General features: G+C 33.4%; 16 protein-coding genes. 2 read left to right on the top strand and 14 right to left on the bottom strand.

Going from position 1 to position 18,104, the window contains the following annotated elements; all coding sequences use genetic code 11:
- Positions 1–91: 91 nt before the first annotated feature.
- Positions 92–1,576 (bottom strand): cardiolipin synthase, encoded by a 1,485-nt coding sequence (gene cls / locus LIX58_RS09810; RefSeq protein WP_154836716.1) that lies wholly within the window; start codon positions 1,574–1,576, stop codon positions 92–94.
- 38 nt (positions 1,577–1,614) lie between these two features.
- Positions 1,615–1,809 (bottom strand): hypothetical protein, encoded by a 195-nt coding sequence (locus tag LIX58_RS09805; protein WP_154836715.1) that lies wholly within the window; start codon positions 1,807–1,809, stop codon positions 1,615–1,617.
- 233 nt (positions 1,810–2,042) lie between these two features.
- On the opposite strand from LIX58_RS09805, the gene LIX58_RS09800 reads away from it, so the two are divergent.
- Positions 2,043–3,068, top strand: coding sequence for a threonine aldolase family protein (locus LIX58_RS09800; RefSeq protein WP_154836714.1), 1,026 nt, complete (start codon positions 2,043–2,045; stop codon positions 3,066–3,068).
- Between the two features lie 183 nt (positions 3,069–3,251).
- On the opposite strand, the gene glnA is transcribed toward LIX58_RS09800, so the two are convergent.
- The 4 genes from glnA to hflX form a co-directional block, all read right to left on the bottom strand.
- Positions 3,252–4,592, bottom strand: a complete 1,341-nt coding sequence (gene glnA, locus LIX58_RS09795; protein WP_154836713.1) for a type I glutamate--ammonia ligase — start codon at positions 4,590–4,592, stop codon at positions 3,252–3,254.
- 20 nt (positions 4,593–4,612) lie between these two features.
- On the bottom strand, positions 4,613–4,981 hold the full coding sequence (locus LIX58_RS09790; protein WP_186805176.1) for a MerR family transcriptional regulator: 369 nt from the start codon (positions 4,979–4,981) through the stop codon (positions 4,613–4,615).
- A gap of 213 nt (positions 4,982–5,194) precedes the next feature.
- On the bottom strand, positions 5,195–6,433 hold the full coding sequence (locus tag LIX58_RS09785; RefSeq protein WP_154836712.1) for an aminotransferase class I/II-fold pyridoxal phosphate-dependent enzyme: 1,239 nt from the start codon (positions 6,431–6,433) through the stop codon (positions 5,195–5,197).
- A 19-nt stretch (positions 6,434–6,452) separates the two neighbouring features.
- Positions 6,453–7,691: a GTPase HflX gene (hflX, locus tag LIX58_RS09780; protein WP_226386300.1), complete on the bottom strand. Its 1,239-nt coding sequence runs from the start codon at positions 7,689–7,691 to the stop codon at positions 6,453–6,455.
- 109 nt (positions 7,692–7,800) lie between these two features.
- On the opposite strand from hflX, the gene LIX58_RS09775 reads away from it, so the two are divergent.
- On the top strand, positions 7,801–8,277 hold the full coding sequence (locus LIX58_RS09775) for a glutathione peroxidase (protein WP_126566727.1): 477 nt from the start codon (positions 7,801–7,803) through the stop codon (positions 8,275–8,277).
- 191 nt (positions 8,278–8,468) lie between these two features.
- Here the strand turns inward: LIX58_RS09775 and hfq are convergent, their stop codons facing one another.
- The 8 genes from hfq to mutL form a co-directional block, all read right to left on the bottom strand.
- Positions 8,469–8,711, bottom strand: coding sequence for an RNA chaperone Hfq (gene hfq, locus LIX58_RS09770; RefSeq protein WP_126566725.1), 243 nt, complete (start codon positions 8,709–8,711; stop codon positions 8,469–8,471).
- The gene (gene miaA, locus LIX58_RS09765; protein WP_126566723.1) at positions 8,665–9,663 is read right to left on the bottom strand and encodes a tRNA (adenosine(37)-N6)-dimethylallyltransferase MiaA; all 999 of its coding nucleotides are present in this window, start codon (positions 9,661–9,663) and stop codon (positions 8,665–8,667) included. The genes hfq and miaA overlap by 47 nt, the downstream gene beginning before the upstream one ends.
- A 14-nt stretch (positions 9,664–9,677) precedes the next feature.
- Positions 9,678–10,601, bottom strand: a complete 924-nt coding sequence (locus tag LIX58_RS09760; protein ID WP_126566721.1) for an alpha/beta hydrolase — start codon at positions 10,599–10,601, stop codon at positions 9,678–9,680.
- Positions 10,602–10,853: 252 nt separating this feature from the next.
- Positions 10,854–12,527, bottom strand: a complete 1,674-nt coding sequence (locus LIX58_RS09755; protein WP_154836710.1) for a glycerol-3-phosphate dehydrogenase/oxidase — start codon at positions 12,525–12,527, stop codon at positions 10,854–10,856.
- Between the two features lie 148 nt (positions 12,528–12,675).
- Positions 12,676–14,175, bottom strand: coding sequence for a glycerol kinase GlpK (gene glpK, locus LIX58_RS09750; protein ID WP_126566715.1), 1,500 nt, complete (start codon positions 14,173–14,175; stop codon positions 12,676–12,678).
- 137 nt (positions 14,176–14,312) lie between these two features.
- On the bottom strand, positions 14,313–15,131 hold the full coding sequence (locus LIX58_RS09745) for an MIP/aquaporin family protein (RefSeq protein WP_154836709.1): 819 nt from the start codon (positions 15,129–15,131) through the stop codon (positions 14,313–14,315).
- 382 nt (positions 15,132–15,513) lie between these two features.
- The gene (locus LIX58_RS09740) at positions 15,514–16,047 is read right to left on the bottom strand and encodes a glycerol-3-phosphate responsive antiterminator (RefSeq protein ID WP_226386299.1); all 534 of its coding nucleotides are present in this window, start codon (positions 16,045–16,047) and stop codon (positions 15,514–15,516) included.
- A 15-nt stretch (positions 16,048–16,062) separates the two neighbouring features.
- Complete coding sequence (gene mutL, locus LIX58_RS09735) at positions 16,063–18,099, bottom strand: DNA mismatch repair endonuclease MutL (protein ID WP_154836705.1); 2,037 nt, start codon at positions 18,097–18,099, stop codon at positions 16,063–16,065.
- Between the last annotated feature and the right edge of the window lie 5 nt (positions 18,100–18,104).

Here is an 18,104-nt window from a genome sequence, read left to right as displayed (position 1 = left end):
TCATTAGTCCAATATGTCATGAATATAATGTGACATTTGTCATAAAAAAACTCACTAAAACTAAAATTTAGTCTTAGTGAGTCATTAAGTTCTATAGAATTGGCGATACTAATTTAGCTATATCTTCTTTTATTTTTATAGATAGTGATCGTTTGTCATATTCTTCTTTTGTTAGTTGTTTAGATTTTTTAACATCTTCTTCAAATGCTGTTTTAAGTTGTTGCGCGATATCTTTGTCATAGATAAATGCATTGACTTCAAAGTTTAAAGCAAAGCTTCGGTAGTCCATATTTGCTGACCCCACACTGCTGACTTCTCCATCAATCATAGCGACTTTTGAATGGATAAAGCCATTTTCATACATATAAACTTTGACACCACTTTCAATTAAATCTGCTGCATTTGAAAATGTAGCCCAGTATACGAAAGGATGGTCAGGTTTACTTGGAATCATTAAGTGCACGTCCACGCCGGCGTTAGCAGCCATTTTCAAAGCGTTTATATAAGAACGATCTGGAATAAAGTATGGACTTTGTAAATAAACCGATCGCTTAGCACTCATAATCATCTTCGTGTAACCATATTCAATTTGATGAAGCTCATAAGCTGGTCCGCTAGAAGCAATTTGAATTGCCGAATTGCCATGATGTTGCGCTTTCTTCGGTGGGAAATACTTATCATCATATTCAAATTGAGGACGATGGGCTTGAGAGTTCCAGTCGAGAATAAAACGCATTTGTAAAGCATCGACCACATCACCTTCAACACGAATATGCGTATCACGCCAGTACCCTAATTTCCCTAATCCCAAATAATCGTCACCAATGTTAAAACCACCAATGTAACCAACTTGGCCATCAATAACAATAATTTTGCGATGATTACGGTTATTCATTCTAAAGTTGATAAGTGGAAATTTAGAGGCAAAGAAAGCTTCTACCTCCCCACCTAATGATTTAAAATGTTTAAATTTAGACATTCTTACTTTTTTAGAGCCTACATCGTCATATAAGATTTTTACTTCTAAGCCTTCTTTAAGCTTTGTTTCTAGTGCATCAATAATTCTATGCCCTAGCCCGTCTAGTTCGAAAGTATAATATTCTAAATGTATGTAGTCTTTCGCATTATAGATATCTTCAATTACTTTGTCGTAAAGTTGATGACCATCTGTAAATAAATCTACTTTATTATCTTCAGTTAAAAAGGCATCTTGTTTCATTAATAGCATTCTAATCATATCACGATGTTTTTTAACTTCATTATTATTCGTTTGATAATTATTAGCATCTAATGCCTCAACTTGTTGCTTAATGACATCTTTGAAGGTATCCAATTCTTTACCGTTGTTTTTCTCCATTTTACGTTTAGATACTGTTCTACCAAAGAATAGATATAGAATAAAGCCTATTAAAGGCAAAACGAATAATACAAATAACCAGGCCCATGTCGATGTTGCGCTGCGTCGATTTCTTTCTAAAAATATAATTATAAAAGCTAATACTAAATTAATAATAAACCCTAAAGCTAATATAATTGTAAATACAGTCCCTAAATCTGGACCAAATATATATTTCATAACATTTACTCCTATTAACCCGATATTAATGCTTAAAATTATTGGTGCGCTAAAATTAATGTAGCACTTAAAACTTCTTCGTTATGTGGAAACTTTTGTTCTTCTACTCTTTCAATTGAAGCATTTAAAAGCTTAAATTGACTACCTTCCTCACTAGCTAAAAACTCATTAACTTTAGCTTCTAAACCTTCTAATGTTTTTTCTTTAATCTTTTTGAATTTAATCTTATTCATCTATCTAACACTCCTCTTTTCTGTTTGTTTAAATCATAGTCTTTTTATATACGTTTAGCAACTAAATTTAAATGTATTAGTTAAAACGCTTCATTATTTTTAAAACGCTTACAATTATATTTTTTTAATATTAAATTCACATCATGTGTGATTTAAGGTATACTAAAGACATTCTTTTAAATTTTCAGAATAATATAATAATTTGTGTTAATTAATTTCATGGAGGGAAATATATGATTTCTTTTGAAAATGACTACCTAGAAGGCGCACATGAAAAAGTGTTACAAAGACTACTCGATACGAATTTAATACAAGCAAGTGGCTATGGGGATGATCAATTTTCCAAAAAAGCAGCTGAACAAATTAAAGCTGCTATTAAATGTCCTGAAGCAACCGTACGTTTCTTAGTAGGTGGTACACAAACCAATCAAGTTGTAATTAATTCCGTTTTAGAATCGTATGAAGGTGTCATTTCAGCCGACACAGGACATGTCGCAGTACATGAAGGTGGCGCAATAGAATTTAGCGGTCACAAAGTCTTAGCTATTCCTTCTCATGAAGGGAAAATCACACCTAAAGAAGTTAATGCTTATTTAGATACGTTCTATAGTGATTTTAAACGTGAACATATGGTATTTCCTGGCATGGTATATATTTCTCATCCAACTGAATATGGAACGTTATATAGTAAAGAAGAATTAAAAAATCTAGCTGCTGTTTGTAAAGAACATAAAGTACCATTATTCATGGATGGCGCTAGATTAGGTTACGGATTGATGAGTGATCAAAGTGATTTAACTATTGAAGATATTGCGAAGTATTGTGATATATTTTATATCGGCGGTACAAAAATCGGTGCCTTATGTGGCGAAGCAATTGTCTTCACAAATAATAACGAACCGAAACACTTCACAACACGTATTAAACAACATGGTGCTTTATTAGCTAAAGGTCGTTTAGTCGGTGTCCAGTTCTTAGAATTATTTACTAATAATTTATACTTTGACATTAGCCGTCATGCGATTAACATGGCTAACAAGATGAAAAAAGGATTTATCGAAAAAGGCTATCAAGTATATTTCGACTCACCTACCAACCAACAATTTTTTGTTTTAAGTGAAGATAAGATTAAAGAATTACAACAAAAAGTGAAATTCGCAGTGTGGGAAAAATATGATGATAACCATCGTGTCGTTAGATTTGCGACAAGTTGGGCTACTACTGAAGAAAACGTAGATAAGTTATTAGAGTTAATTTGATATTGAAAAACAGGGCTAATTTTAAAGTTAGCCCTGTTTTTAATGAATTTTAAAATAGTTGCCCATTTCTTCAAAATTATACTTATTTTTCTCATTCAATTACCCAACTAAAAACAAAAAAGAGCTAAGGCAAAATGCCTTAACTCCTTATTTCCCTAAGTCTTTCCCCGATTTACTTAGCGATTAATATTGTTTCATATATTGTTCGCGTTCCCATTCAGACACTTGAGTTCTGTAATAGTCCCACTCAATTGATTTAGAATTGATGAATTGATTGTAAATGTGGTTACCTAACGCTTTTTTAACTGTGTCGTTTTCACGCATAGCTTTTAGCGCTGTGTATAATGTTGATGGAAGATCTTGAATGCCTACAGCTTCGCGTTCTTCACGATTCATTTCATAAATATTTTGGTTTACTGGTTCTGGTACTTTAGTTTTGTTTTTAATACCATCTAATCCAGCTTGTAAGATTGTTGCTAATGCCATGTATGGGTTAGCAGCTGGGTCAACTGAACGTACTTCAATACGAGTTGATAATCCTCTTGAAGAAGGTACACGTACTAATGGTGAACGGTTTTTACCACTCCATGCGATATAACATGGTGCTTCGTAACCTGGTACTAAACGTTTGTATGAGTTTACTAATGGGTTACATACAGCAGTGAATCCACGTGCGTTGTTTAAGATACCTGCAGTGAAGTGATATGCATCGTCAGTTAATTGCATTTCGCCATTTGGATCGTAGAATGCATTTTCTTTACCTTTGAATAATGAAACGTTGAAGTGCATTCCGCTTCCGTTAACACCAAATAATGGTTTTGGCATAAATGTTGCATGTAAATTATGTTTACGAGCAATTGTTTTAACAACTAATTTGAATGTTTGGATGTTGTCACATGCTGAAATTGCGTCTGCATATTTGAAGTCAATTTCATGTTGACCAGGCGCAACTTCGTGGTGACTTGCTTCGATATCGAATCCCATATCTTCAAGTTCTAATACGATATCACGACGGCAATTTTCACCTAAGTCAGTTGGTGCTAAATCGAAGTAACCACCATTATCGTTTAATTCTAATGTTGGTTCACCTTTTTCATCTAATTTGAATAAGAAGAATTCTGGTTCAGGCCCTAGGTTAAAGTCTGTGTAGCCCATATCTTCCATTTCTTTTAAGACACGTTTTAAGTTTGTACGTGGGTCACCAGCGAATGGTTCACCATCAGTCGTGTAAACATCACAGATTAAACGTGCTACTTTACCTTGACCAGCAGTCCATGGGAAGATTACCCAAGTATCTAAGTCTGGGCGTAAGTACATATCTGATTCTTCGATACGTACGAAACCTTCGATTGATGATCCATCAAACATCATTTCGTTATCTAAAACTTTTTCTAATTGGCTAACTGGTACTTCAACGTTTTTGATTGTACCTAAGATATCAGTGAATTGTAATCTTAAATATCTAACGTTTTCTTCTTTTGCAAATTTACGAATATCATCTTTACTAAATGTACGTTTTGGCATAACAGAAATCCTCCAAATATTTATTTAATAAATCGCGATAAATCGCCACGATTTATTGGCAAAGCTTCACCATGTGGTTTTTGCGTTGCGTCTACAATCATTCTCTTTCTAGTCTCTTGTTCATCGGGTGACAAATGCCCTTGATTACCGGTAATGATTTGTTTAATTCCCTTCAGGTTAAATCCTTTTTCAATTAAGGATTTAATTTCTAAAAGTCTTTCCAAATCATTTAAAGAAAACAATCGTTTGTTTCCTTCCGTACGTTCGGGCTTTACAAGTTCATGTGTTTCATAGTAGCGGATCTGTCTAGCAGTGAGGTCGGTTAATTTACAAACTACACTCATAGAGAACACGGCCATATTGCGTCTTATTCTATCGTTAGACATCAATAACCTCACCTCTACTTTTGAACTTGTCTATAATTTAGCATAGTTTCATTCGCATTACAAAAATATGTTAGGTTTTCTGACATAAAAATTTAAATACTCCTTAAACGTTGTTATATCAAGCATTTGCTTCATATAATTATTAAATTTCGCATTATAATTTATCTTCATTTTCAGAAAAAATAAAAAACCTACTTAAAAAAGTAGGAATTTTTATTAAATCATATTCTGTTCTTTCAAATGGCTCACTGCTCTAGTTACGGCAATCTTCACATGTTCATATGTTAGTCCACCTTGCACATAAGCTTCAAATGGCGGTCGAATCGGGCCATCTGCAGATAATTCAATAGAAGAACCTTGAACGAAAGTACCTGCTGCCATAATAACATCATCTTCATAACCCGGCATATAACTAGGTTCTGGACTGAAATGTGCATTAATTGGTGATGCATGTTGAATACTTTGACAGAACGCAATCATTTGTTCTTTCGTATCAAATTGAACCGTTTGAATCAAATCTGTGCGTCGTTCATTATATTTAGGCACAGTGTTCATGTTCATTTTTTCAAGAAGTAAACTAGTAAATAAGGCGCCTTTTAAACTTTGACTTACGACATGAGGCGCAAGGAAGAAGCCTTGATACATTTCTTGTAGTGAATTCAATGACGCACCCGCTTCTTTCCCAATACCAGGAGCAGTCAAGCGATAGCCACAGCGTTCGATTAAATCCTTTCTACCAGCAATGTAACCACCAATCTTAGCTAATCCACCACCAGGATTTTTAATTAATGATCCAGCGATTAAATCAGCCCCTACTTCAATAGGTTCACGGCGTTCGACAAATTCACCATAACAATTGTCGACAAAGACTATAATATTTGGGTGGTGTTGTTTAATACATTTGATAGCCTCTTCAATTTCATCAACTGGAATAGATGGACGTTGATCATAACCTTTAGAACGTTGAATCGCTATCACTTTCGTTTTCTCTGAGATAGTATTTAAAACACTCTCAACATCGATTTGACCGTTCTTTAAAGCGACTTCGTTATAACTTACGCCATGTTCTTTCAAACTTTCAATACCATTACCGTTAACCCCTATCACTTCTAATAACGTATCATACGGGCTACCTGTAATATAAATGAGTTCATCTCCATATTTAAGGGTACTTTGCAGTGCTAACGTTATCGCATGTGTACCTGAAATGATTTGTGGTCTAACAATCGCATCTTCCGCTTTAAATGTATGCGCGTATATTTCTTCTAAATGATCACGTCCGAAATCATCGTAACCGTATCCTGTACTACCCGTTAAGTCACTTTCTGTGGCTTTAACATGATGAAATGCATTTAACACTTTTTCTTGATTAATATATGCAGTTTCTTCTATTTCTTCAAAATATGGCGCCAAAGTATCTTCTACTTCAGTAACCAATTGTTTAATATCTGACATGCTTAATGACTTCCTTTTACTATTTTTTATAACCTTCAATAAGGTATTCTTCTTTTTCAGCGTCAAAATCCATTTCTTCTATTAATGTATGTTGTTTCAAGAAATATAATCTGTCGGCATCAGCTGCAGGAACCGTCTCTTTATAATGCGTTAATGACGCTTTGATTTGTTGAAACAATAATTGTTTCACTTTCGCTTTATCTTCGTCAGCTCGACTAGAAACAAATACTGAAGGCGCCTCTGAAACAGGGGCATCCTCTTCTTTATTACATTGATCTTTTTTATTGAAAATGACTGCTTGTGGAATTTGATCCATGTCTAAATCTTTTACTAATTGATTAACAGTATCAAATTGTGCACGGTGTTCAGGATGACTTGCATCTACGACATGTAATAATAAATCAGCACCTTTTGCTTCTTCTAATGTTGATTTAAAAGCAGCAATAAGCGTAGTTGGTAATTTTTGAATAAATCCAACAGTATCTGAAATAATTAAATTAAAGCCATCATTAATTTGAATTTGTCTTGTTTTAGGATCTAATGTCGCAAATAGTAAATCTTTTTCAAATGTCGTTTCACCAGCTAGGACATTGAACCATGATGATTTACCCGCATTTGTATAACCAATTAATGCGATTTGATACACTTGGTTTTGTTCTCGTTTATTACGATAACGTTCACGATGTTCTACCACTGTTTGAAGTTGATGCTTAATTTCATTCATACGGGTTCTGATATGACGACGATCCATTTCTAACTTAGTTTCACCAGGACCTCTTGTACCAATTCCGCCGCCTAAACGTGATAAGCTTTTTCCATGACCCTGTAATCGTGGTAAAAGATAATCTAATTGTGCTAACTCAACTTGAAGTTTACCTTCTCTACTACGCGCTCTTAACGCGAAGATTTCAAGAATTAATTGAGTTCTATCGATAATTTTTATGCCCAAATTATCATTTAATGTTTTCGACTGTGCAGTAGTTAATTCATCATTCGTTACTACTACATCTATTTCATGAAATTCTATAAAAGCTTTTAATTCTTCGATTTTACCTTTACCAACATAATATTTATGATCAACCTGTTCTCTATTTTGTGTGATTTGTCCTTTAACATCTAGTTGGCAAGTTAATGATAATGCTTCTAATTCTTCCATTGTTGACTCAAAATTAAATTGATTATCGTTTTGAGCATGTACACCGACTAAAACAGCAGTTTCTAATTTTTTCTTTGTATCATGAGTGGTTTGCTGCGCCATGTTATACATCTCCTTCTAAAATGTTTCTCAAATATTCTATCATAGTGTGTTTCTTAAGACTATCTTCTAAAATTATGTTAAATTAAAGTTGATAAGAAAGGGTGATATTGTGGAAAATATATATGACTTTGTAGTAAAAAAATCTAACGGTGAAGATTATAAATTAGCTGACTATAAAGGTCAGGTTATGCTAATTGTAAATACAGCAAGTGAATGTGGTTTTACGCCACAATTTGAAGGCTTACAAGCTTTATATGAGAAATATAAAGATCAAGGCTTTATTGTTTTAGGTTTCCCTTGTAATCAATTTGGTGGACAAGAACCAGGTACTGGCGCTGAAGCGAACCAAAACTGCAAAATTAACTATGGCGTAACGTTCCCTATTCATGAAAAAGTAGACGTCAAAGGGGACAATCAACATCCTTTATTCCGTTACTTAACTGATGCGGCTAAAGGTATGTTGAATGAAAAAATCAAATGGAACTTTACTAAGTTCTTAGTAGATCGCGATGGCCGTGTAGTGAGCCGTTTCTCACCACAGAAAAAGCCAGCTCAAATCGAAAAAGATATTGAAAAATTATTATAAAACAAAAAGAAGCTTCATATCAGAAGACATTTATTTTCTAATGTCCGTCTGATATGAAGCTTTTTCTTATTACAAACATTTCCTCTATTTGTTCAAAAGTGCTAAAATGATGAGTTTTCAGCAAGTGAAAGTCATGCTAGACCGCTGTCTACGCTCTACAAAACTTTTAAACTTGGCACTTTGATTACAACTTATTCTTCACTCGCTACTGCTGATTCTGCTTCAGAAGCTTCATCATCAACAGTGAAAGTGCTGATCGCATGTTTGTAAATCAGATGGTGTTTGCCTTGAGATACTAAGCTAATCACGTATTTATCGAAGTCTTCGATAACACCTTTCATTTGAAATCCGTTTAAGAAAAAGACTGTGATTTCAGTTTTCTCTGCTTTAAAGTTCTCTAGTGCTTGATCTTGGATGTTGTGGTTTGCAATCATGTTTAGAACTCCTTTTATTTATTTGGGTTGTAATCTCATCTAACATCATTTGAAGTGTAAGTCTCTCTCTATCAAACCATTGAACATTTAGTTTATTTTTGAACCAAGTCAATTGTCGCTTAGCATATTGTCTAGAATGTTGCTTCAACGTTTCAATGGCAGGTTCTAATTCCATTTGTCCTTTGACTACGGGAACCAATTCTTTATAACCAATTGCTTGCATACTTTGAGTAGATTCAAAACCTTGTTCAACGAGTTGTTGCACTTCATTAAATAATCCGTGGCCCAACATAATATCAACACGTTTATTTATTCTTGAATATAATGTTTTGCGCGACATTTCAATCCCTATTAATAATGTATCATAATTTTCTGTAAATTGTTGCACTTTCTTGCGAGAACTTAAAAGTTTTTTCGTTTTTAAGTAGTATTCTATCGCTCTATTGACTCTTTTTCGATTATTGGGATGAATATCTTTTGCGGATTCAGGATCAAATGAAGCTAAATATTGATGTAAGGTTTGATTATCAAGTTGTTCTAATTCGCTCATTTTTGCATTGGCTTGTGCCTCTACTTCTTTAGATACACTTTCATCATCAAATGGATAGTCATAAATTAACGATTGTATATATAGTCCTGTGCCCCCAGCTATAATTGGCGTTTTGCCTTTAGCAGTAATTTCATCGATTAATATTTCTGCTCTTTTTTTAAAATCATAAGCAGAAAAAGTATCGTCTGGATTCAATATATCTATCATATGATGAGGTATGCCATCCATTTCTTCTTGAGTTACTTTAGCGGTACCAATGTCCATTTGTCGATACACTTGCATAGAATCTCCGCTGATGATTTCTCCATTGATGCGTTTGGCTAATTCAATACTTAGCTCAGTTTTACCTGAAGCAGTTGGCCCCACTATTACAACTAAAAAGGGTTTGGTAGAATCACTCAAAATTATCCCTCACTTTAACTTTTATTTAATATTTGTTTTTGAATCCAATCAAACATATGATTCCAAATCATTTGTTCATCTTCTTCAAATAAAATTTCATGACGTCTATGGGCGTATAGTTGAACTGTAATATGCTTAATTCCAGCTGCTTTAAATTTTTTCCCTAAATTTCTTACGCCTTTACCGTAATCTCCAAATGGGTCCTCTTTACCTGAAATAAGTAGTATTGGTAATTGCGAATTCATTTTTTTCAATTGACCATCATTTGCAGTTCTCATCATATTTTTAACTGTTTGATAAATGAGCTGATTTGAAACTAAGAAACCGGTATATTCATCTTTAACAAACTTATCAACCTCATCACGTCTAGAAGATAACCAATCACTTTGCGTTTCTGGTTGATCGATTTTTTTGTTAAAAGACTTATAAACTAATTGATTTACCCATTTTAAACGATTGCGTTTACCACAGAATAATGTAATTAATTTTAGACCAATCATTGCTGGTATACCTTTCCATTTAGGATACAGACCCGTGCCTGTTAATATTAATCCTTGTGCCATATCAGGATACTTTTCAACAAATAAACGAGCAATAATCGAACCCATTGAATGACCCAAAACAATATAAGGTAAGTCTCTTTTTTCACTATGTAATGTTTGAGCTATTTCATACGCATCTTGCACCACTATATTCATATCATCAAAGTGGCCACGTTCATCCTCATTTATTTCCATACCATGACCTCTATGATTATGTCTAATAACATCATATCCCTGTTGAGTTAAAGATTGAACGAGTGCCTCATAACGATCCATATGCTCAGCCATCCCGTGAAAAATATGGACGACGCCAAAGGTAGCTATTTTTGCTTTATCTACTTTAACTTCTAATGTTGTACCATCTTCAACGGTAATTTTATAAGAATTTTGACCCACGCATATGCCTCCCAACGAAAAACAAATCTTTTATAAATTAAAATGATTTAGTATTCCTTTAAATATACCTTTACTGTTTAATGTTATCAAATTGAGAGTGACTTTTTAATAGTGAGTAAATGAATTTTTTGAAAATCAAAATATTAAATGGACTATGTATTAATTTTTTTAGGACATAAGAAAATACTACTAACATATTGGTAAGACACCCATATGTTAGTAGTATTAAAAGTGTTATAAGCTAGTTAACAATTATTTTTTTACAGCTAATTGTTCATTACCATGTGTTGCTTCTTCAATAGCTACATTAACTTCTTTAGTATATTCGTTAACTTGGCTTTGAGTGTAATTCAATAATTGACCCAATTCTTCAATAATTGCATCTTTATATTGTTTTACTTCATTAATATTGAAGTATAATTTACCAGTTCTACGTACTAAGAAGTCAGTTGGTTTATAAACCATTTCATTTTGTACACTATAAACTAATTGTACATATAATTCTAATGGTAATTTAAGATCTTTATCTTTTGCGATTTGAGCAATATTGTATAATTTATCAATATTTGAACCATATTTAGAAGCTAAGCGACGTGCAACATCCTCTTTCAAGCCAATTGCTTTACCTTCTTCAACTTTACGTTCAACGTATTTTTCAAAGTTTTTACTGCCACCTACATCACCGCCAGAAATTGGAGTGTTTTTAGTAGCACATTCACCAAATTTCAAACCGTGTTCTTGTTTTAAGCGTTTCGCTAATAAATCAACAATTTCTAATGCCATGTGACGATAACCAGTTAACTTACCACCAGCGATTGTTAATAGACCTGATTTACCTTCCCAGATTTCATCTTTACGTGAAATTTCAGAAGGATCTTTACCATCTTCTAAAATAAGTGGTCTTACCCCAGCCCATGTAGATTCAATATCTTCATCTTTAACATTTACATCTGGGAACATGTAATTGATCGCATCAATTAAATAATCTCTATCTTCTTGAGTAGTTAATGGTTTCGCTTTATCGTTATCGTAGAAAGTATCTGTAGTACCTACGTACGCTTTACCTTCACGTGGAATAGCGAAAATCATACGACCATCTTTCTCAGTATCAAAGTAAACTGCTTGACCTAATGGGAATTTAGATTGGTCGATAACTACGTGTACACCTTTAGTTAAACGTAATTGTTTATTATTACGTGTATAGTCTTTTCTTCTCACTTCATCTACCCATGGGCCTGAAGCGTTGATTACTTTTTTAGCCTTGATTTGGTAGATATCGCCTGTTAATTGATCTTGAACTTCGATACCATTTACTTTTGATTTTGAGTCGTATAAAAAGTTTGTAGATTTAGTGTGGTTAATAATTTCTGCACCATTCTCTTCAGCACGTTTCATTACTTCAATAGTTAAACGAGCATCATCAGTACGGTATTCAACGTAATAACCGCCACCTTTTAAACCATCTTTTTTAACTAATGGTTCTTTATCTAATGTTTGTTTTTTAGTCAACATTTTTTTACGTTCATATTTTTTAACACGAGCTAAACGGTCGTACATCATTAAACCTAAGTTAGTTGTAAATTTACCGAATGTACCACCTTTATGCATTGGTAATAACATCCATTCAGGTGTAGTTACGTGTGGACCATTTTCATAAACGATTGCACGTTCTCTACCTGTTTCTGCTACAACTTTAATTTGTGCTTGTTTCAAGTAACGTAAACCACCGTGAACAAGTTTAGTTGAGCGTGAGCTAGTACCTTGCGCAAAGTCTTGCATTTCAACTAAAGCTACTTTCATACCACGTTGACTAGCATCTAATGCGATACCTGCACCAGTAATACCGCCACCAATAATAACTACGTCATATTCAGTATCTTGTAAATTCTTTTTAATTACTTCTCTATTTAAAGTAGACAAAGCCATAATTTATACCCCTCCAACTTTTAATTAAAAAAAGAGAGACCTATCCATACAGAAGCATACTGCATGAAACAGGTCTCTCAAATCTCGATTAATATATTAACTTAAGTTTATCATAACACATCTTTCAAAACTAAGCCATTAATAGTGATTAATCTTCTAATTTAAAGACCTGAGTTGCTTCTACTGCTTTCTTCCAACCTTTATATAACTTAGTTCTTTGTTCTTCAGACATTTGTGGTTTAAATTCAGTTTCTAATTGCCATCTGTTTTCAATTTCATCTTTACTGTCCCAGAAGCCTACTGCTAAACCTGCTAAGTAAGCAGCACCTAGCGCTGTAGTCTCTTGAATTTCAGGACGTTCTACAGCGATATTAACGATATCTGCTTGGAATTGCATGATGAAATTGTTTTTAACAGCGCCACCATCGACACGTAAAGTCTGTACTTCAATGTCAGAGTCTTTAGACATTGCTTCCATTACATCACGTGTTTGATAGCATAATGATTCAAGTGTTGCGCGAATGAAGTGTTCTTTTTCAGTACCACGGCTTAAGCCAAATACTGCACCTCTTGCTTCTGAGTCCCAATATGGTGTACCAAGACCTACAAAAGCAGGTACTACATATACATTATCAGTTGAATCGACACGTGTAGCATAATTTTCTGATTGTGGTGCTGAGTTAATGATTCTTAAACCATCACGTAACCATTGAATCGCAGAACCTGAGACAAAGATAGAACCTTCTAATGCATAGTTTACTTTTCCATCAAGACCATAAGCGATTGTTGTTAATAAACCACTTTCAGATTTAACTGGTTCTTCTCCGGTATTCATTAACATGAAACCACCAGTACCATAAGTATTTTTCACATCTCCACGTTCGAAACAAGCTTGACCGAATAATGCTGCTTGTTGGTCTCCAGCGATACCAGCAATTGGAACTTCTTGACCAAAGAAGTGATAGTCTTTAGTATGCGCATAAACTTCACTTGATTCTTTAACTTCTGGTAATAAGTTTTTAGGAACATCTAATAATTCTAAAAGTTCGTCGTCCCATTTTAAATCATAAATATTGTACATTAATGTACGGCTTGCATTTGTGTAATCTGTGATATGAGCTTCTCCACCAGATAATTTCCAAACTAACCAAGTATCGATAGTACCAAATAATAAATCGCCGTTTTCAGCTTTTTCTCTAGCACCATCTACATTATCTAAAATCCATTTAACTTTTGTGCCTGCGAAATAAGGATCTAGTAATAAACCTGTTTTGTTACGGAATGTATCTTCGTGCCCTTGATCTTTTAATTCTTGGCAAATAGATTGAGTTTGACGAGATTGCCATACAATTGCGTGATAGATAGGGCGTCCAGTATTTTTATCCCAGATGACTGTAGTTTCACGTTGGTTAGTAATACCGATACCTTCAATTTGTTCAGCATTTATTTCATTTTCATTTAGCACTTCTGCCATAACTGCTAATACTGATGTCCAAATTTCATTAGCATCGTGTTCTACCCAACCAGATTTAGGGAAGTATTGTTTAAATTCACGTTGAGCGACGCCTTTAATATCCCCATCTTTATCGAATAAAATCGCTCTAGAGCTTGTTGTTCCTTGGTCTATTGACATGATGTATTTTTCCATAAATATTCTCCCTTTCTAATCTATAAATGAAAAAGTGCTATTATGTAGCTTGAGTATCTTGTTAATAAGGAAGTGTACTATCTTTATTACACTTTTCCAAAAAAATTAATCATAAAAATGCTATATTTCATTTAAATTTAATAAATCGATTCAATATCATTTGATTTATTAGATTTATTAAGTGCCACACCTAATAATAAAGTAGCAATGACAACAACCATAGCAACTATACAAGAGATATCAAAACGTCCTTGATAGCATACTTTGTAAATTGTTGCGCCAAGCATACCACCAGCAATTGGGCCTAAAACTGGAACAATTGCGTAACCCCAATTTGAATTTCCTTTTCCAGCAATTGGTAAAATGGCATGAGCAATTCTAGGACCTAAGTCACGTGCTGGGTTAATTGCATATCCAGTTGGACCACCTAAACTTAAGCCAATCGCTACGATTAAAGCCCCAACGATTAATGGATTCATACCGTCAGCAATTTTATTTATACCAATGTACATAATCGCTAAACATAAGATAGCTGTTCCAATGATTTCACTTAAAAAGTTTGCGAAATAGTTCTTGATTGCAGGTGCTGTAGAAAATACGCCAAGTTTAGCACCTTGATCTTCTGTTGCTTTCCAATGAGGTAAGTACATTAACCAAACTAACACCCCACCAAAGATACCACCAAGTAATTGACAAATGATATAGCCAGGAACTTGTGCCCAACTAAAACTACCGTCCATCGCAAGTGCAATGGTTAACGCAGGATTTAAATGCGCTCCTGAAAATTTCCCTACTGCATAAGCACCCATCGATACTGCTAATCCCCAACCAGCTGCGATAACTATCCAGTCAGAATCTTGTCCGGCACTACGTTTTAAATTTACGTTAGCACAAACGCCACCACCGAATAATATCAAGATAGCAGTACCTAAAAACTCTGCTAAATATATATTCATGTTTTTACCTCCTATGAAGACAAAAAGATTCCTACAAAAGCACTAGATATATGCATTGCAGAAATCTCTTCGTCTCTTAATCAAATATTAACTTGGTTAAATCATACATAATCGGTGTAAGCGTTGTCAATACTTTTGTAAAAAATTTGTCACAAATAATAGATTTATTTAAAAGTTGTAAAATTTATTTTTAGAATTTTTTTTAAATTGTTTTGTCTTATAGCATTTTCAATAGTTTGTGTTTAATGCAATATTGTGAGTCATTTGTATTAAAAAACGCTTATAATCATTTAAATAAATATCACATGATTATAAGCGCTTAATTAGAAAAATTATGCATCAAAATAATTTAATTGTTACTAAAAAATTGTATGTTTCTCGATTACCATAGTGCACGATTGCTAGTTGTTACATAACTCGCACCACTATCAATCACTTCTTGAACTTCTTTGTCTTCTTCAATTAAGCCTCCTGCTATCACTTTTGAAGCAGTTTCTTCGCCAACTATTTTAACAATTTTATGGGCGACGCCTGGCAACACTTCAACGAAATCAGGTTGCACCTTTTTAATAAGTTGAATACTTCTATTTAGCGCTTGACTATCTATAATAAACACTCTGAATATCGTTAATGTGTTGAGTGACTTAGCTTTTTGAATCACTTTAGTTTTAGTCGAAACAATTCCTTTAGGCTTATAAGTTTGAATAATGTACTCACATGCAAATTCGTCATGAGTCATGCCTTTAATTAAGTCGATATGGATAAATGCTTCAATATTATGATTTTTAAGTAATTCCATTACACTTTTTAAGTGTCCAATATGCATATCTAGTAACACACACACTTTATAGTCTGTTTTAGTGAGCTTCTCTAAATCTTTCATAGTACGAATTGCCGGTAACACGTTCTTTTTCATTTAGCGTATCCCTTTCTACATTACTCGTTTAAATAATTTTTCTAATTCATAATTTGAGAAATTGATAATAATCGGTCTGCCATGAGGACATGTGAATGGATCTTCTGCTTCACGTAATTGATCTATTAAGTCAGCCATTTCATTATTTTTTAAATAATGATTCGCTTTTATCGATTTTTTACAACTCATCATAATCGCGGCATCTTCTCGCATTTTTTTAATATCTATTTTTTTATGATTTAGCACCAATTCTATCATATCTTTAATAATTTCTTCCGCTTCTACTTTAGGGAACCACACTGGATAACTATTCACAATATAATCGTGACCGCCGAAGTGTTCTAAATGCACACCTACTTTATCTAATTCTTCTTGATATTGGTCAATAATCATTTGTTCATCTTTTGAAAAGTGGAAAGTCAAAGGGATCAATAAATCTTGAACTTCATTACTCACTTCTCCGATTTTTTCTCTAAAATATTCATACTTAATACGTTCTTGTGCAGCATGTTGGTCAATCATAAACATACCATTCTCATTTTGGGCAATAATATAAGTACCATGAACTTGCCCTACAACTTCCATATAAGGCACGCGACGAGATGGTGTTTTACTCACTGTACCTTTAATGTCACTTTCTTCATTATCATTACTTAAAGTGTTTTGCGACTCAGTATCTGAGTCAGTATTTTGATTAAAAACTTCATTATCTGACTCTACATATTCTTTCTCTTCATTCAATGAACTCTCTGCTCTATCCAAACTATTTAAAATATCTTTCTGAATTTGGAAGTAATCTACGTCATCTGAACGTTTATTATTATAGTTATCAAAATTAGCAGTATCTTCATTAGCTATAGACTCATTATCACTTATATACTCATCAGCATGAGTTACGTTATCGGAATTATTAGTGCTCCAATTATTAGTAGGACGATTATTATTTTGTTTTAAAGCTTCTTCATTCTCTCTCTGTTTTTTCTCAAAATCTAATTTCTGTTGTTCAAACGATTGTAGTACTTTATTTTTCTTAGGTGCTTTATCTAAATCATTTTGAGGGATAAGAATTCTATCTTTAAAAGCACTACGGATTTTTTCAACAATTAAATTATAAAGTTGTTCTTCTTTAGAAAGTCTAACCTCTAATTTAGTAGGATGCACATTGACATCTACTAGAACTGGATCCATTTCAATATTGATATAACAGATTGGATATCTACCTATAGTAAGTAATGTATGATAACCCTCTACTATAGCTTTATTAAGTACAAAGTTTTTAATATATCTACCATTAATGAAAATTGAAATATAGTGTTTATTACTTCTAGAATGTTCCGGTTTAGCTACAAACCCTTCTAAATGATAATCACTAGTATCTCCGGAAATATGAACTAAATCTTTAGCTACTTTAATACCATATATTTCTGCCATGACTTCATTTGTTTTTCCTGAACCATTTGTTTTAAGTAAGACTTTGCCGTCAGAAATAAGAGATATTCGAATGTCTGGATGACTCATAGCCATGCGATTTACAATATCAGTTATCTTACCTAATTCTGTATATAAACTTTTAATATATTTTAAACGAGCTGGCGTATTATAAAATAATGATTCTACTTTGATATCCGTACCTTTTTTCGCTTTAGCAGGTTTTTGATTAATAATTTTTCCATTTTCAGCGTATATTTCATGTCCATTTTCATTATCAGTACAAGTTTTCAAAGTAACTTTAGCTACAGAAGAAATACTTGCCAATGCTTCTCCTCTAAAGCCCAAAGTTCGGATATGAAATAAATCTTCATCAGCATCTAACTTACTCGTAGCATGTCTATGAAATACTAACTCTAAATCATCTTGTTCTATTCCAGTTCCATTATCTACCACGCGAATTGAAGAAATCCCTGATTGTTCAACTTCAATATTAATTTCTGTTGACTGTGCATCAATGGCATTTTCAAGCAATTCTTTAACAACTGAGCTCGGTCTCTCAACTACTTCTCCGGCAGCTATTTTATTAGCTAGAGAGGTTTGCAATTCTTTAATTTTACCCATAATAG

The sequence above is a fragment of the Staphylococcus sp. Marseille-Q1834 genome (assembly GCF_916858875.1).
In the GTDB taxonomy this organism is placed as follows: Bacteria; Bacillota; Bacilli; order Staphylococcales; family Staphylococcaceae; genus Staphylococcus; species Staphylococcus pragensis.
Note: the sequence above shows the minus strand (reverse complement) of the source record. Positions and strands in the feature narration are given on the sequence as shown.

Excerpts from the sequence above, each read along its gene's own strand:
- cls (WP_154836716.1), bottom strand. The coding sequence starts at position 1,576 with ATGAAATATATATTTGGTCCAGATTTAGGGACTGTATTTACAATTATA.
- LIX58_RS09805 (WP_154836715.1), bottom strand. The coding sequence starts at position 1,809 with ATGAATAAGATTAAATTCAAAAAGATTAAAGAAAAAACATTAGAAGGT.
- LIX58_RS09800 (WP_154836714.1), top strand. The coding sequence starts at position 2,043 with ATGATTTCTTTTGAAAATGACTACCTAGAAGGCGCACATGAAAAAGTG.
- glnA (WP_154836713.1), bottom strand. The coding sequence starts at position 4,592 with ATGCCAAAACGTACATTTAGTAAAGATGATATTCGTAAATTTGCAAAA.
- LIX58_RS09785 (WP_154836712.1), bottom strand. The coding sequence starts at position 6,433 with ATGTCAGATATTAAACAATTGGTTACTGAAGTAGAAGATACTTTGGCG.
- hflX (WP_226386300.1), bottom strand. The coding sequence starts at position 7,691 with ATGGCGCAGCAAACCACTCATGATACAAAGAAAAAATTAGAAACTGCT.
- hfq (WP_126566725.1), bottom strand. The coding sequence starts at position 8,711 with ATGATTGCAAACCACAACATCCAAGATCAAGCACTAGAGAACTTTAAA.
- LIX58_RS09755 (WP_154836710.1), bottom strand. The coding sequence starts at position 12,527 with ATGGCTTTGTCTACTTTAAATAGAGAAGTAATTAAAAAGAATTTACAA.
- glpK (WP_126566715.1), bottom strand. The coding sequence starts at position 14,175 with ATGGAAAAATACATCATGTCAATAGACCAAGGAACAACAAGCTCTAGA.
- LIX58_RS09745 (WP_154836709.1), bottom strand. The coding sequence starts at position 15,131 with ATGAATATATATTTAGCAGAGTTTTTAGGTACTGCTATCTTGATATTA.
- LIX58_RS09740 (WP_226386299.1), bottom strand. The coding sequence starts at position 16,047 with ATGAAAAAGAACGTGTTACCGGCAATTCGTACTATGAAAGATTTAGAG.
- mutL (WP_154836705.1), bottom strand. The coding sequence starts at position 18,099 with ATGGGTAAAATTAAAGAATTGCAAACCTCTCTAGCTAATAAAATAGCT.